The following is a 14,834-nucleotide window of genomic DNA, read 5'->3' as shown; positions in this document are numbered from 1 at the left end:
ATTGAAGGCGTTTCGCTTGTTATATAAAATATTTATTCGCCAATAAACATATATAAGTTATTTGGCTTTATCACTGCATCTCCCGCATAAATAACCCACTCTGTTAAGTTATCAAAATCTAAATGATAACTATTTCCTTCACTCATATCTTTTATAAAATATGGTTCATTAATGAGTATTCCTTGAATGAAATCTTCCGTAATGTCTTGCATTTCAAACCACATATGTTCACTTTTTCCTTCTTCGTAGGAGACACCAAACTTAGCGAGGAAACGAAAATCTTCATTTGATTGTTCAATGTGAAAAATATTGCTGAAATACCCGAAAGTATTCTTCGCATTGTAAGCCATACGGTCGGTTTCACTATTTGTTTTATAGAACATAAGCCCTGTAGCTTCCTCGTGTTCTTTGAAAAAACTTTCAATATATTCTTCTGAAGTATTAAATTTGAATAAGAGAACGGATGGAGATTGATGGTATTCATCTCGGTCATCCATCCCGCCTAAGAATACGTTTTGTGCATCTATTGGTTGTAGTTTCACTTCTTCATCCTCGATGGAAGACAATTGATCCATACTCGTTTTATGCCCCATATAAGATAATCCTTTTTCCCACGGAACAGCTACTGTATGGATAGAACCTTGCTGACTATGTGCGATAACGATAGGCTCATTCATAGGGACTTGTCCATTCTCAACGGCATTATTAGCAAATGTTTGAAAGAGATCACCAATGCCGTAATAAGAAGAAATGCGATTTGGAATCATTAATTCTATTTCTGTTACGCCTGCTCTTAAAAGGCCGTGTGTATGAAACCAATATTGCGTAGGCTCGCCTTCTTTATCGTCTTCATAAACAGAATGAATAACGTATAGGTCAGGAATGTCAGGTAATAATTCATTTTCAACGTGATATTCAATATAGTTTCTAGATATCACTTTCATTGCTGCGCTTGAATCAATTACAAATAATAAGTCTGGAGCGAGGTTCCATAAAAATTGTATTTGCTGGAAAAAGCAGTCCAGTACATCACCTACAAATAGCGTGCGAGTGAAAATTTCAGTACCATTAGCTGCATCTTCAAAAGTACGGTCTACGATTGTGGAATCTTGTCTATTGTACAGTTTATATTCTTCAGGATCATTCGTTTCATCAATATGCAGTTCATACGGTATGACTGTTTCATCCATATGTAACTCAACAATAAGGCTTGTCTCATCACTATAAACAATTTTTAACTCATCAACTTTAGTAGAGACAGTTTCTAGCCGCTGTTTTAGCTGCTCAATTGTAATTCTAGTTGGTATAACGGCAATCATATCTGAAAAATGACGTTCTAATGTTCCATTCATAGCTGCGCGGTATGTTTCTGTTTGCACTTCCATCCAATCACTCCTATTCAAATGAATCCATTTTACATGCCAATTAAATTTCGATATTTTCTGTTTTCTCTCTCTACTATTATAGTTCGCATTCGTAGAAGGTGTAAAATTATTATTTTGTATTGTAGTTTGAAAGCTTGTAAATTAAATAAATTTTTTGTAAAATTTGTCGAAATATCATTCTATATAACGAATCATTTGATATGATAGAAATGCTGAGAAAATATGAAATAGGGAGAGGAAAATGGCTGTGAAGAAATTGTTAAGTATCTTTTTATCATTCTTGCTATTGCTTTCATTTACTGGAACTTTAGCACAGGCAGAAGAAACGACTTCTATGTCAGTAGAAAAAGCAATTCAAGTATTTAAGCAGCAAGGAAAAATGAAGGGGATGGTGGAAGGATATATTGTCGGATATACGCAAAGTCCTTCTAAATACACGAAAGATCCGGCTAAGTTTGATGATACAAACGTAGCAATTGCGGATTCGCCAAATGAAACGAATCCAGACAAAATTATGCCTGTTCAGTTGCCAAAAGGCGATGTGAGAGCAGCAGTAAACGTGAAAGATCATCCTGAAAATATCGGGAAGAAAGTTAGTTTAACAGGGACGCTTGAATTATATTTTAGTAGCCCAGGTTTAAAATCCGTAACAGCTCATAAGTTTCAAGGGGAAGGACAAAACCGTGTTAGCGATGTAGTAGCTTCGCCTGGTGGCGGAGAAATTGCGAAGGGCACAGCGGTAACATTAACAACGAATACAGAAGGAGCAACAATCTACTATACGTTAGATGGCTCTAACCCTACAAATAAAAGTGTTCGTTATAACGGACAAATTGTAGTGAATGAAAATAGTGTGATTAAAGCAATTGCAGAGAAAGAAGGGTTTACTTCTTCAGCAATTTCAACGTTTTCATTTATTATCGTAAACAATGAACAGGTTCGTATTCATGATATTCAAGGAAAATCACATATTTCTCCTTACAAAGGGAAGAAAGTATACAATGTGGAAGGCGTTGTCACAGCGCTTGATAAAAATGGTTTTTATATAGAAGATAATCAGCCAGATAATGACCCAGCTACTTCAGAAGGTATGTACGTATACAAAAAAGATGCGAATGTAGCGGTAGGAGATCTTATTCAAGTTGATGGAGAAGTGGAAGAATATGTTGGTCCTGGATATGCAGAGCGATTTGAAACTGACTTAACGACGACGGAAATTAAGGCGAGCCGTGTTGCTGTAATCGCAAAAGATCAACCTTTACCAGCACCGATTGTATTAGGGGAAAATGGTGTGAAAATTCCTGATCAAATTATCGATAATGATGCATTCGGTTTATTCGATCCAAATGAAGATGCAATCGACTTCTATGAAAGTGTAGAAGGTATGCGCGTTACGATGCCAACGCCAAAAATTATTGCACCTCAGAAAAACGGGAATTTATATGTAACAGTAGAAAATGGTGGAGATAAAGTCGTAACGAAATATGGCACACCTTTATTAGATGAAAATCAATTAAACCCAGAGCGCCTTTCTGTAAAGGTACCTCGTGATTATGTAGCAAAAGTAGGAGATACTTTCACTGGAGATATAACAGGGGTAGTCGGATATGATTACGGTTCGTTCCGCATTTCACCAGTAACAGAATTACCATCTGTAGTGGACGGTGGATTTAAGCAAGTAGGGGCAAATATTCAACCTCGTCTTGATAAGTTAACAGTTGCTACATATAACATTGAAAACTTCTCGGCGAATAAAAAAGAAACAACAGATGAAAAAGTAAAAGCGTTAGCCTATTCAATTAAATACAATTTAAAAATGCCAGATATTATCGGTGTAGAGGAAATGCAAGATAATAATGGAACAATTAATGACGGTACAACAGATGCTTCGTTAAGCGCAAAACGTATCATTGATGCAGTGCTAGAAATTCGTGGACCGAAGTATGAGTATGTAGAAATTGCTCCGCATAATAATCTAGATGGGGGAGCACCAGGAGCGAATATTCGCGTCGGTTTCTTCTACAATCCATCACGTGTGAAATTAGCAGCAGTACCGAAGTTACTTGATAAAAATGTTGTTCGTATTGGAGACGAAAACCCATTATTTGAAAGTACACGTAAACCGCTTGCAGCAGAATTTACGTTCCAAGGACAAAACGTTGTTGTCGTTGCAAATCACTTAAACTCAAAAATAGGGGATGCAACGCCATTTGGAAAAGTGCAGCCGCTCGTATTAATGAGTGAAGAAAAACGAATTCAATTAGCGCAAGAAGTAAATCACTTCGTACAAGGAATTCAGAAAAAGAACACGAATGCACCAGTTGTTGTGTTAGGGGATATGAACGATTTTGAGTTCGCTAAACCACTAAAAACACTAGAAGGAACAAACTTAAAAAATATGTTAAACACAGTGCCGAAAGAGAACCGCTACACGTACATTCATGAAGGAAATGCACAAGTGTTAGATCATATTTTAGTAACAAACAACATCGCACCACACACAATTGTAGATCCAGTACACTTAAACTCAAACATTATGAAAGAACATGGACGTGTAAGTGACCACGACCCAGTACTTGCTCAAATCGATTTGAAGAAAGCTTCTTAAATAGTTGAAAAAGAGCGCTTAATATACTAAGCGTTCTTTTTCTGTGAAAATCATGTTAAAATTGATTAAAAATTCAGTTTTTTTAACAAGGAGGTTAAAGATGCAAGCAGGAATAAATGGAAAGTTAATGAATCAGCTTGCAATATTTTTTAGTACAATTGTCATGCTCCAATTTGTAGCGGAGATAACAGGACTTACTCAAAATTTGGACATTACGTATAACTTAATACATACAGCATCGTCCTATGTAACATTTAGTTTGGCAGTGATTTTTACTTTAATAGGCGCAAGAAGAGAATTAAGTAAATATGCAATTATTTTATTATGTTCAGTTGTAGGTATTAAAGCGATTTATTTTGCGGCGGTCGTTATTTTATGGGGATTGGCAGGTACGCCGTAAAGGGGGGATGATTATATGAGTATTGAAAATATAAGATTGATACATGTAAATGAGAATAAGAGCGTAATTCTCTAAGCTAAATTAGGGAATTACGCTCTTATTCATATCATCATTTAGTCTGAAATTGCTTGAAACGCTTTTCTACACCGATCTCTTTTTTGCAGTCTTCTTCTATATTTTTTTCGATCCCGTTTTACTCCTTGTATATACATGAATAAGCTAACGAGAAGGAAGAAAGTACATTGCATCGTTAAAATATACGGTGACATGCCTTGCAATGGTTGTTTCGGATCATATAAATGAAAAGGTGCTCCGCCTATTGAAGGAAGTATTGTATTTAGCAGGACGTACGGAATGGAGGCAACTGCAAATGGAAAGAGAATTGCCATATAGTCCTTTTGTGACCATACAGATGCAGCAAGTCCTAAAAGGGCCATTAAACCTGCAAATAAAAAATTAATTCCGATATATACAGTAATGTAAGTGAGAGGTGCATCAAAATATAGGTTTGCGAACATTCCCTCATCATTTATGATGCCTGAACCAGCTGTAGGTTCTCCGTCTGGAATGGTTAATTTGCAAAATAATAATGATAAGATGAATGGAAGCGTATAAAGAAATCCTCCGCAAAAAAACGTAACGATATATTTCGTTACTGAATAAGTAAAGATAGAAATCCCCTTACTCACAAACGGTTTAAAACCATCTGACTTATCCGAATTGTAACTTGTACTAAAGGGAAAACTCGCAATAACTGGCATTAATAACAAATAAACGTCCATTTCATTGTCGCGAAATCCAATCCATTTCATATCTGTTGAAATAGGTCCACTCGCTGGATCTCCTAAATAACGAATTACATAATAATAGTGATAAATACAAATAAGAACGAATCCACTAAACATAATAATTAAAGAAACACGATTACAAAAAGCTTGCTTTATATTTAAACGAAGCGCACGCATCATGACTGAAAAAGCCTCCACTATTTTGATAAACTTGTCTATTTTCTATATTACTATTAAATGTAAAGATTTTCTTGGTTTTTTTATTTGATTATTTGAAAAAAGGGAAATTTGTTGTTGTTAAGTAAGGTTTAGTTGAAAGTAGTTTTTTCTAAAATTTGGTTGACAATTAAGTATTACATTTGTAATCTTAGTTATAGATTACAAATGTAATACAAGGGAGTGAAATATACTATGACATATCAATTACCTAAAATATCTGAAGCAGAATTAGAAATTATGAAAGTACTTTGGTCGAACTCTCCACAAACAGCGAATGAAATTATAGAAGAACTGGAAGATGCAATGGATTGGAAACCGAAAACAATCCGGACATTAATTAATCGGTTAGTACAAAAGGAAGCCGTTTCTTACCATCAAGATATAGGGCGTATGTACGCTTATTATCCGTTAGTATCACAAGATAATTATTTACAAGTTGAAACGAAATCTTTGCTAAAGCGTTTTTGTGGCGCAGCGTTTAAGCCACTACTTGTTAATTTTTTAAAAGAGGAAAAATTATCTTCAGAAGATATTAATGAACTGAAACGCATTTTAGATGAGAAGACTGAGGAGAACAAGAGGAAGGATAGATAACAATGATAGACACGCTTATAAATGTATACCTTCCTCATTTTTTTGATTGGCTTATAGAAACGTCACTTATGGCTAGCATATTAGTTGGATTTATTCTATGTATAAAAGTGCTATTTAGAAATAAATTAACGCCCCGGTGGCAATATATGCTGTGGATCGTACTAATGATAAGACTCCTTTTACCATGGTCACCAGATAGCTCTTATAGCATTTATTCATTACTTTCTTATAGTTCTAGTGTGTCGGAAGTTATTCCAAAAAATATGCCGGCTACTGAGAGTATAGTGAACATAGAAAGCGACCGTAAAGTGGAATTCGAATCAAATTCAGAAACTGTGACAAAAAATAGTGGACCTGAAGTAAAAGCGGGTGCGGAACAACAGACTGCATTTTCTTTATACAAAATCGCTCTATATGTTTGGTTAGCTGGGGTAATCATATTAGCAGTCATAACGTTTATTACAAATAGACGTTTATATTCTTACATAAAGAAACAACCGGATATTACAGATGAACAGGTCGTTACAGTGTTTAATCGCTGTAAGCAGTCTATGAAAATAAAGAAGGCAGTTTCATTACGTCTAGCAGGAAAAATTGCGAGTCCAACCGTATTTAGTTTCTTTCGTCCGAAAGTATTACTATCAAAAAAACATATGAAAGTATTAAATGAACAACAATTACAATATGTCTTTTACCATGAGTTAGCTCATATTAAGAGAAATGACGTAGCGGTAAATTGGATTATGTATAGTTTACTCCTATTAAATTGGTTCAATCCGATTCTTTGGTACGCCTATTTCTGTATGCGAGAAGATCAAGAATTAGCCTGTGATGCATATGCGCTTACTTTTATAGATAAAGAGGAGCAAATTGCATACGGTCATACAATTATTACCCTTCTAGAACACTATTCCTATCAAGCACCAAGCCTAGCAAATTTAAGTAGAAATAAACGAACACTAAAAAGGAGAATCGTTATGATTAAAAAGTTCCAAAAGAAATCGTATCGTCTTTCTTTACTTGGAGTTATTGCTATAGTTGCTATAGCATCCCTCTCTTTATTCAACGCACGTGCAACGGAAGGGCAAGAAAAACAAGAGGATCAGGTAGAGCAGTCAAAGGATGCTTTCCAAAATGCTGTAGATATGCTGTATGGTACAGAAGAAAATGCGAAAAAAGAATATCATTATTCAGCAAGAGTGTATGAACAAAAGACAGATTATATATATTTAGCTGAAAAGGCTTTAACAAAAGATGAATTCCAGCAGTACATAAAATTATCTAAAGAAATTATTAATATACAGAAAAAAGGGGCTCCGAGAGATTCTGACTACGAGTCAATATTTTTTAGAGAAGAGCGTTTAACAGAAGCTGATCGTGACAAATTATATGCACTTTATGATCAAGCAAAACCATTTGATGACAAAGTATACGAATCTTTAAATTACACGGTAAAGGAAGCGCAACAACATGTTGATTTTCAAATTAAGAAGCCAACGTACACAATTGAAGGATACAATCTGAAGGATGAAAATGTAGGTTATTTTATTAAGAGAAGACCTGAATTAATTATTGAATTAGAGTATACAAACGGAAAAGGAAACTATACAATTTATCAATCGCAAGTATTTGGAGAAAGTAAAGATCCGTTTCATGCTTTATTCGGTGTAGAAGAAAACATTGAACAGTACGAATTAGAAGGTAATCAAATATTCTACGCTACTCATAACTCGGATAGTAATTTACAAGGTATGAAGATGATTGTTCCTGCAAAAGGGAAAGATAGTGCGTATCAAATTGTCATTATTAATCATAGTTTAGAGGATCAAGGAGAAGCAGTATTTGATAAAAATGTAAATAAGAAAGAGTTAGAGAAGATTATGATTTCTATGTTGAAATAATAAAAAGGTGTTCTAGAGATGTATATCTTAAGAACACCTTTTCCTTTTCTCTTTTCTTCTGATACACTATGGACAGTATGATATAACTTGACTGGAATTTTTTATACTGGAAATAATAAAAAAGAGAACTTGTATAGAATGTAAGCGTGTGGTAATATCAAAGATGTACTGATTGACTATATTATCCAATTGGTCATTTTTGGAGGTGACGATGTGGCGATAGATCGAAAGCGTTCTATTATTGAAGCTGCAACAAAGTCTTTTTCAGCGTTCGGTTATAAAGCAACAACGATGGATCAAGTAGCGAAGTTAGCGAATGTAGGAAAAGGAACGATTTATACTTTTTTCAAAAATAAAGAAGAGCTATTTGGTGAAATTATTTCTAATTTAATTACAGAAATGAAGCAAGTTGCAGAACATGCAATTCGTTCAGATGTTTCATTTTTTGAAAATGTACATAGAGCATTATATAGCATATTAGAATTCAGAAAAGAACATCAGCTCATGATTAAGTTAATTCAAGAAGAACGTGATATGGGAACGAAAGAAGTACAAGAAGTGATGCAACAAGTAGATGTGGAAATCGTTTCTGTCATTCAATCGTATTTAAAGATTGCGATTGAAAAAGGTGAAATTAGCAAATGCGATCCAGAAATTACAGCATTTATTATGCTTCGCTTATACGTATCGCTTATTTTTGATTGGGAAAAAAATCATAAACCGTTAGAAAAAGAAAAAATCGCAGAATTATTTGAACTTTATTTATTAAAAGGATTGTCAAACTAAGATAATCCTTTTATTATTATAAAAAGTGACCACTTGAACAAAATGGTCATATATTTATTTTAGGAGGGATAATAGAAATATTTACTTCATAGTAAGGAACATTTGCATAGTATAAATTCGGGGATAAGGCATATGTATGAATAAGTATAGCCTTTTTATTTGGGTAAAAATGACCAAATGAACATTTTGGTCATTCAGAAAAAAGGGGGAGAAATGATGAAAGGAAATCAGTTACTTCGTAAAGAGTTCACACAAATTATAAAAAGTAAAAAAATATTAATTCCAATTATCGCGGTTTTATTCGTACCAATTTTATATGCAGGTATGTTTTTATGGGCCTTTTGGGATCCGTATAAACAGTTAGATGATTTACCAGTTGCGGTAGTCAATTTAGATAAAGGTGCAGTATTTGATGGGAAACCAATTGAGGTCGGAAAAGGGCTCGTTGATAACTTAAAAGATAATACAAGTTTTAAATGGGAATTTGTAAGTGAAAAAGAGGCGAAAAAAGGAATGGAAGGTAGAAAGTATTACATGTTAGTACGCATTCCAGATGACTTCTCAAGTAACGCTACAACGTTATTAAAAGATGATCCAAAACCATTAAACTTAGAATACATTCCAAACGAAAGTTTAAACTTCTTATCTTCACAAATTGGCGGAACAGCCATTGAAAAGATTAAAACTGAAGTATCAAGTACGTTAACCAAAACATATGCAGAGAAAATGTTTGATTCCATTCAAGACGTCTCAAAAGGATTAGCAGATGGGGCGGAAGGAGCAAATAAACTACACGACGGATCAAGTGAATTGCACGATGGTTCAAGTAAAGTGACAGATGGCCTTCATACACTGCAAGGGAAGTCTGGGGAGATGAAGGATGGAGTTCAGAAATTAGCAGATGGATCTAATAAATTAGTAGATGGCTCCGGAAAAGTAACAAACGGTTTAAATACGCTAAATAGCAAAACAGGTGAAATGCAGATAGGTGTCGGGAAATTATTAGACGGTTCCGGAAAAGTAACGAACGGTTTAAATACGTTACATAGTAAAACAGGTGAGATGCAAACAGGTATTGGAAAATTGGTAGATGGCTCCGGAAAAGTAACAGACGGTTTAAATACGTTAAATAGTAAAACGGGTGAAATGCAAAAAGGAATTGGCGAATTGCGTGATGGATCTGAGAAAGTGACCGGTGGTTTGAACCAATTAGTAATTAAATCCGGTGAATTAAAAGCAGGAACAACGGATCTATCAAATGGTATGGGAAAACTTGCTGAAGGGCAAAGTCAATTAGAAAAAGGGTCTCAAGAAATTCAAAAGGGATTGCAAGATTTAAATAGTAACGTACAAAAGTCTGCTGCAGGATTAGGTGAAATGCAGTCGGAAATTCCTTCTATATTGAATGCAGTAAATGAGAAAATAGATGGGGCTGGGGCGAATGTAAATCAGTTAAATGAACTTACACAATCAACAGCAGGAGATGCAAAAAATGCAGCACAAGAGGTAGCGAATTTACAAAAGCAAATTGAAAGTTTACCAAAAGAATATCAAGAGCAGTTACAACCGTTCATAACAAGTGCTGTAAAAAGTACAGCGACAGTTCAGCAAAAAGCTTCCGGAGTAGCGGGTGGAACAAATAAATTAAATGAAGAAGTAAAACAATTAAAAGGCGAAATACATCAAAAAACAAATGGATTGCAAAACAAATTACCAAATCCAGCAGGGGTGGAAACTCTAGCAGGTGGTATTGAGAAACTAACGAACGCACAAAATGAATTTGTTAGTAAGTTTCATGGGTTTGGTGAGGGATTAGATAATGCAAAAATAGGTGCTGATAAATTAAAAGATGGATCAGTTCAATTAATTGATGGCGTAACGCAATTACAAAACGGATCTGGAAAAGTGACAGCTGGTCTAGGTGCATTATCTGCAGGAGCAAATCAAATGGCAGGTGGAGTAAATCAATTAGCAGATGGCTCAAGCCAAGTAACAGGCGGTTTAGGTACATTATCTGCAGGAGCAAACCAAATGGCGGGTGGAGTAAATCAATTAGCAGATGGCTCAAGCCAAGTAACAGGCGGTTTAGGTACATTATCTGTAGGAGCAAACCAAATGACAGGTGGAGTAAATCAATTAGCAGATGGCTCTGGTCAAGTAACAACTGGCTTAGGTACTCTAAATGGTGGTCTAAATAAAATGTCAACTGGTTCAACCCAGCTAATCGACGGCGTAAATAAACTAGCAGACGGCTCAGGAAAAGTGACAGATGGCCTCGTAAAAGTAAACGATGGTTCAGGTGAACTTGCTGAGAAACTTGGCGAAGGGGCTGAGAAAACGGGTGAAGTAAAAGGAACCGATAAAACGTATGATATGTTTGCAAGTCCTGTAAAAGTGAAGACGGAGAAAATGGCGGAAGTTCCAAACTACGGAACAGGATTCACACCATATTTCTTATCACTCGGTTTATTCGTTGGGGCATTGCTACTATCAATCGTATATCCATTACGTGATACAGTCGGCGTTCCGAAATCAGGATTTAGCTGGTTTATTAGTAAGTTTGGTGTTTTACTATCAGTTGGAGTTATTCAAGCGGTAGTAGCTGATGTTATATTACTATTTGGGTTAGGTGTAGAAGTACAAAGCATTCCGTACTTTATACTCTTTAGCATCGTTACAAGCTTAGCGTTTATCGCATTAATTCAATGTTTAGTAACAGCATTCGGTGATGCAGGGCGTTTTATTGCCATTATCACATTAATTATTCAGCTTACAACAAGTGCTGGAACATTCCCACTAGAATTGATTCCGAAGTTTTTACAACCATTCAACGCTTGGTTACCGATGACATACTCTGTATCAGGATTGAAAGCAGTCGTATCAAGTGGAGACTTTAACTTCATGTGGCAAAACATAGGAATACTCATGATTTTCATCGTTGTGTTATCACTTGGAACTATCGCCTCATTAACTTGGATGCATAAACGACAGTTTAAAAATATTGCTGAAAATCAATCGGTTGAAGCGTAAATAAGACCAATAAAAAAGGCACTGAAAAGGTGCCTTTTTTATCGGTTTTATTTTATTGGATGAGAAATTTTATTTGTTTTTTTATTTTTACGGAACAAGTGTATACCAACACTTATGAGGAGAATAGTAGCTACAATCCAAACAAATGGACCATATCTTTCAGCAAAAGTATATAGTTTCATGTTCCTGGCAATATCCTCTTTTGTTTTTCCTATTAGAATTTCTGAGCCACTATAGCCTTCAAGTGTATCTCCTTTTTTTATACCAAAAATAAGAGTATCTGATTTGTTTTCTATTCCTGTATATCGGTAGCCCTTACCTTTAATTGTTAATTGAGTATCATCCTTTTTTAGTGAGTAATCTTCGGCAGAAATATCTTTTCCTAACAGTGTAATTGGCTCCATTGAAAAACGGATTTCTTTTAATGTAGGAAGAGTTTCATTGTTTAATAAGAGTTGCTTTGCAATATGCTGCTCAGTATCAATGTTTATCCAATTTGCCTTTCGGCGTTTATACGTATTAATTTCAAGGAGTGCGAATTCTTTATTTTGAAGTTTTTCTTCTGTAATAGGTTGCGCAGTAGTTAACGTCCCTTTTAACAAAATTACACCGTCTTTTGCAGATTGAAATGAAGAGACTTCTTCCGTTTTTTTAATGTATTGATAGCATTTCTATAATCTTCTTTTCCTAAAAGAACAGCTCCTGTATGTACAGTTAAAATCAGATATAGGATGCTTAATACTATAATAGCTTTTTTCACTATGTACCCTCCAAAGTATGTATAAGTTAATTATAACATAATTTACCATATGAAATTATTGATTTGAATAATAAGTTACAAGTATAAAAATGATGAATAAATTAAAAAAGTGTGGAGGAGAGGAGTAAAAGTGAAAAGGACTTACAACAATTTACAGAGAAACATAGGGTAGGGGAGTTGATATGATGAAAGGAAATCTTATTTATTATTTTATCTTAAATCCATTAATCATCTTTCTTGTTTCATAAAGAAAAATATATAAATATGAAAGATGCACTAGGAATACTTGTAGTTTACTATGTGCTAATTAGTGGGTATTACTTTATGGATGTTGTAAGTGAAAGAATGAAGAAGAATAGTAAGGACAAACAATAAAGTTTTATTGTATAAAAATCAATGGGGGACAATAAAATGACTGAAAGTGAAATGAAATTTAGGGATACGACTATCCGTAACTTTTTCGATAAAGAGGATCGCTTAAAATCGATTCCAGGTCAAAAGAAGAAAAAACTAGTATTGTTAGAGCATTTAATTAGCAAATTAAACGCTGGAAATCAATATACGGAAAAAGAAATGAATACATTTATAAAACAATACCATGATGATTTTTGTACGATTAGACGTGAGTTTATTGTGCACGGGTTTATGGATCGAGAGGATAATACGTACCGTATAAATGGGAGAGAAGTTTGGGTGAAGTGGGAGGAGTTAAAATAATGAATCAGCAGGGGGATCCCCACTGATTATGAGCTCGTACTAGTCTTGCACTTTCTGCGTAGTAAGTCTATGAATTCTTCAATATTTGAACTTGTAATGTATCCCAGCGTGATATATTCATCTTCATAGTAAAATATTATTTTTTTATCAAAGATTCTTCTCTTCGTTTCTATGGATAGAATTTTTTCATAATCAAATTCGGCAATGAATGTGTTTTTATATTGGCTAAAAAAGAGAAGTCTTCCATTCGTAGCAAGTAGCATGCCTGGATGCGGAACTTTATGCGTAATTATATAGCCAGTAAGTGAACAATTTAAAGTAGATAAAATTGTTTCTTCTTTATGTAATAGTTGTTTTGCAGCTGTTAAAATTGGATTCATTGTATACATTCCTTTTATATAGATGTAAAGATATTGTATCAAAAGTGGAAAAATTCTCAATATGTAATGTTGCATTTTGAGCGTTATATAGTTTTAATGTTATTTTTTAAAGAAAAAGGTACGAGGTGATTTAGTGATACGATTTGCAAAAGAGATTGATGCAGAATCAATTATAGATATTAGAAAAGAAATTATACTATCGGAAACTACTACAAAGTTTTTTATAGTATCTCCAAATAAATTACCAAATGATAGTAATGCAGAAATTGAAAAGATACGGAAAAGTAATGAAAAAGGTAATCTTTACATAGTTTATGAAGTTGATAAAAAAGTGGTTGGTTTTTTAATTTTCAATCGATATGAACTAGAATGCTTACGACATGCAGGTACAATGGGAATGGGGATAAGGGAGGCGTACTGTAATCAAGGCATTGGTACGAAACTAATTGAATTTCTTATTAGTTGGGCTAAAGAGCAGAAAGGTTTAGAGAAAATTTGCTTAGGCGTAGTTTCTGTTAATGATAGAGCGATTAAGGTGTACAAACGTATGGGATTTGTAGAAGAAGGCAGACAAAGAAAGCAAATTAAATATGAAGATGGATCATATGGAGATGACGTATTGATGTGTTTTTATATTGAATAAAAAAGAGGAGTCTTCTATTGATAGCAAGTGGGAATTTATGAATTGTATAGGCGGTGCATATTTTAGTGAAGAGACTGCCAATATGGGCAGTCTCTTTTTAGTGGAAATGTTAACACTTAGCAAACCTTAAGTTCCAATCTTTCTTTCTGACGTAAATGATGTGCAAAATGCATAGAAATAAGCTGGAACCATTCTGCTGCATGTAAGTAACCAAGCCCAGGATGTTCGACTTTACAATCACTAGAGATAGAAGAAAGCGTTGGCTCAATGTCTTTAACAATTGTAATTAATTCTAGAATCTGTTTCTGTACGTCTTCTTTATTAGCTGGGTTTTCAGGCGTATATCCAGGATGATCTGGTAATTTGATTTTTATGTCTGGGAAAGCTCCCATCATATATACCTTTTCTCCCATATCTGTTTTCTTGTTAGTTACAGAAGGTAATTCAGTTCTGCATTTTGCGATTGCATCTAACTGCATGCGTGTAGCTGAAATTAAGTGATTATACATTTGACCGAGAGACCATTCCTCATTAGAAGGCTTCATCCTAAATTGTTCTATAGAGTACTTTTCTAATTCCTCTATGTAGTACGTTGCTAACTCTTCAAATTTCTTCATATCACT

At 34.4% G+C, this 14,834-nt stretch carries 12 protein-coding genes and 2 pseudogenes; 9 read left to right on the top strand and 5 right to left on the bottom strand.

Going from position 1 to position 14,834, the window contains the following annotated elements; all coding sequences use genetic code 11:
• Positions 1-32 precede the first annotated feature (32 nt).
• The gene (locus tag QCI44_RS22670) at positions 33-1,385 is read right to left on the bottom strand and encodes a DUF4026 domain-containing protein (RefSeq protein WP_016133861.1); all 1,353 of its coding nucleotides are present in this window, start codon (positions 1,383-1,385) and stop codon (positions 33-35) included.
• A 241-nt stretch (positions 1,386-1,626) separates the two neighbouring features.
• Between QCI44_RS22670 and QCI44_RS22665 the strand changes: the two genes are divergently transcribed.
• On the top strand, positions 1,627-3,993 hold the full coding sequence (locus tag QCI44_RS22665) for a DUF6359 domain-containing protein (RefSeq protein WP_016133862.1): 2,367 nt from the start codon (positions 1,627-1,629) through the stop codon (positions 3,991-3,993).
• A 100-nt stretch (positions 3,994-4,093) separates the two neighbouring features.
• Positions 4,094-4,393, top strand: a complete 300-nt coding sequence (locus QCI44_RS22660) for a hypothetical protein (RefSeq protein WP_016088982.1) — start codon at positions 4,094-4,096, stop codon at positions 4,391-4,393.
• Between the two features lie 113 nt (positions 4,394-4,506).
• On the opposite strand, the gene QCI44_RS22655 is transcribed toward QCI44_RS22660, so the two are convergent.
• Entirely contained in the window at positions 4,507-5,361 is an 855-nt protein-coding gene (locus tag QCI44_RS22655) for a hypothetical protein (protein WP_016088981.1), read from the bottom strand.
• Positions 5,362-5,592: 231 nt separating this feature from the next.
• Here QCI44_RS22655 and QCI44_RS22650 point away from each other — a divergent pair, with 231 nt between their 5' ends.
• The 4 genes from QCI44_RS22650 to QCI44_RS22635 all read left to right on the top strand — a co-directional run bounded on the left by QCI44_RS22650 (position 5,593) and on the right by QCI44_RS22635 (position 11,711).
• On the top strand, positions 5,593-5,994 hold the full coding sequence (locus QCI44_RS22650) for a BlaI/MecI/CopY family transcriptional regulator (RefSeq protein ID WP_353811448.1): 402 nt from the start codon (positions 5,593-5,595) through the stop codon (positions 5,992-5,994).
• Positions 5,995-5,996: 2 nt separating this feature from the next.
• Entirely contained in the window at positions 5,997-7,895 is a 1,899-nt protein-coding gene (locus QCI44_RS22645; protein ID WP_353811447.1) for a M56 family metallopeptidase, read from the top strand.
• A gap of 213 nt (positions 7,896-8,108) precedes the next feature.
• Positions 8,109-8,681: a TetR/AcrR family transcriptional regulator gene (locus tag QCI44_RS22640; protein WP_016088979.1), complete on the top strand. Its 573-nt coding sequence runs from the start codon at positions 8,109-8,111 to the stop codon at positions 8,679-8,681.
• A gap of 216 nt (positions 8,682-8,897) precedes the next feature.
• Complete coding sequence (locus QCI44_RS22635) at positions 8,898-11,711, top strand: YhgE/Pip domain-containing protein (protein ID WP_098986634.1); 2,814 nt, start codon at positions 8,898-8,900, stop codon at positions 11,709-11,711.
• A gap of 47 nt (positions 11,712-11,758) precedes the next feature.
• Here QCI44_RS22635 and QCI44_RS22630 read toward each other — a convergent pair.
• A pseudogene (locus tag QCI44_RS22630) lies at positions 11,759-12,471 on the bottom strand (hypothetical protein).
• Between the two features lie 182 nt (positions 12,472-12,653).
• Between QCI44_RS22630 and QCI44_RS22625 the strand changes: the two are divergent.
• Together QCI44_RS22625 and QCI44_RS22620 are read left to right on the top strand one after the other, a co-directional pair.
• A pseudogene (locus QCI44_RS22625) lies at positions 12,654-12,846 on the top strand (hypothetical protein).
• Positions 12,847-12,882: 36 nt separating this feature from the next.
• A complete protein-coding gene (locus tag QCI44_RS22620; RefSeq protein ID WP_016088975.1) occupies positions 12,883-13,188 on the top strand; it encodes a DUF2087 domain-containing protein in 306 nt (101 codons plus the stop codon).
• A gap of 26 nt (positions 13,189-13,214) precedes the next feature.
• Here QCI44_RS22620 and QCI44_RS22615 read toward each other — a convergent pair whose 3' ends face one another.
• Complete coding sequence (locus tag QCI44_RS22615) at positions 13,215-13,568, bottom strand: PH domain-containing protein (RefSeq protein WP_016088974.1); 354 nt, start codon at positions 13,566-13,568, stop codon at positions 13,215-13,217.
• A 133-nt stretch (positions 13,569-13,701) separates the two neighbouring features.
• On the opposite strand from QCI44_RS22615, the gene QCI44_RS22610 reads away from it, so the two are divergent.
• Positions 13,702-14,211, top strand: coding sequence for a GNAT family N-acetyltransferase (locus QCI44_RS22610; protein WP_098986635.1), 510 nt, complete (start codon positions 13,702-13,704; stop codon positions 14,209-14,211).
• A 116-nt stretch (positions 14,212-14,327) separates the two neighbouring features.
• Here QCI44_RS22610 and QCI44_RS22605 read toward each other — a convergent pair whose 3' ends face one another.
• Positions 14,328-14,828 carry a DinB family protein gene (locus QCI44_RS22605; RefSeq protein ID WP_016088972.1) on the bottom strand — a complete coding sequence of 167 codons (501 nt, stop codon included), beginning with the start codon at positions 14,826-14,828 and terminating at the stop codon, positions 14,328-14,330.
• Positions 14,829-14,834 lie beyond the last annotated feature (6 nt).

The organism is Bacillus cereus group sp. RP37, from assembly GCF_040459695.1.
In the GTDB taxonomy this organism is placed as follows: Bacteria; Bacillota; Bacilli; order Bacillales; family Bacillaceae_G; genus Bacillus_A.
This window is presented reverse-complemented; position numbering and strand designations above follow the sequence as displayed.

Coding starts and splice junctions, on each gene's coding strand:
- QCI44_RS22670 (WP_016133861.1), bottom strand. CDS start 1,385: ATGGAAGTGCAAACAGAAACATACCGCGCAGCTATGAATGGAACATTA.
- QCI44_RS22665 (WP_016133862.1), top strand. CDS start 1,627: ATGGCTGTGAAGAAATTGTTAAGTATCTTTTTATCATTCTTGCTATTG.
- QCI44_RS22660 (WP_016088982.1), top strand. CDS start 4,094: ATGCAAGCAGGAATAAATGGAAAGTTAATGAATCAGCTTGCAATATTT.
- QCI44_RS22655 (WP_016088981.1), bottom strand. CDS start 5,361: ATGATGCGTGCGCTTCGTTTAAATATAAAGCAAGCTTTTTGTAATCGT.
- QCI44_RS22650 (WP_353811448.1), top strand. CDS start 5,593: ATGACATATCAATTACCTAAAATATCTGAAGCAGAATTAGAAATTATG.
- QCI44_RS22645 (WP_353811447.1), top strand. CDS start 5,997: ATGATAGACACGCTTATAAATGTATACCTTCCTCATTTTTTTGATTGG.
- QCI44_RS22635 (WP_098986634.1), top strand. CDS start 8,898: ATGAAAGGAAATCAGTTACTTCGTAAAGAGTTCACACAAATTATAAAA.
- QCI44_RS22620 (WP_016088975.1), top strand. CDS start 12,883: ATGACTGAAAGTGAAATGAAATTTAGGGATACGACTATCCGTAACTTT.
- QCI44_RS22615 (WP_016088974.1), bottom strand. CDS start 13,568: ATGAATCCAATTTTAACAGCTGCAAAACAACTATTACATAAAGAAGAA.
- QCI44_RS22605 (WP_016088972.1), bottom strand. CDS start 14,828: ATGAAGAAATTTGAAGAGTTAGCAACGTACTACATAGAGGAATTAGAA.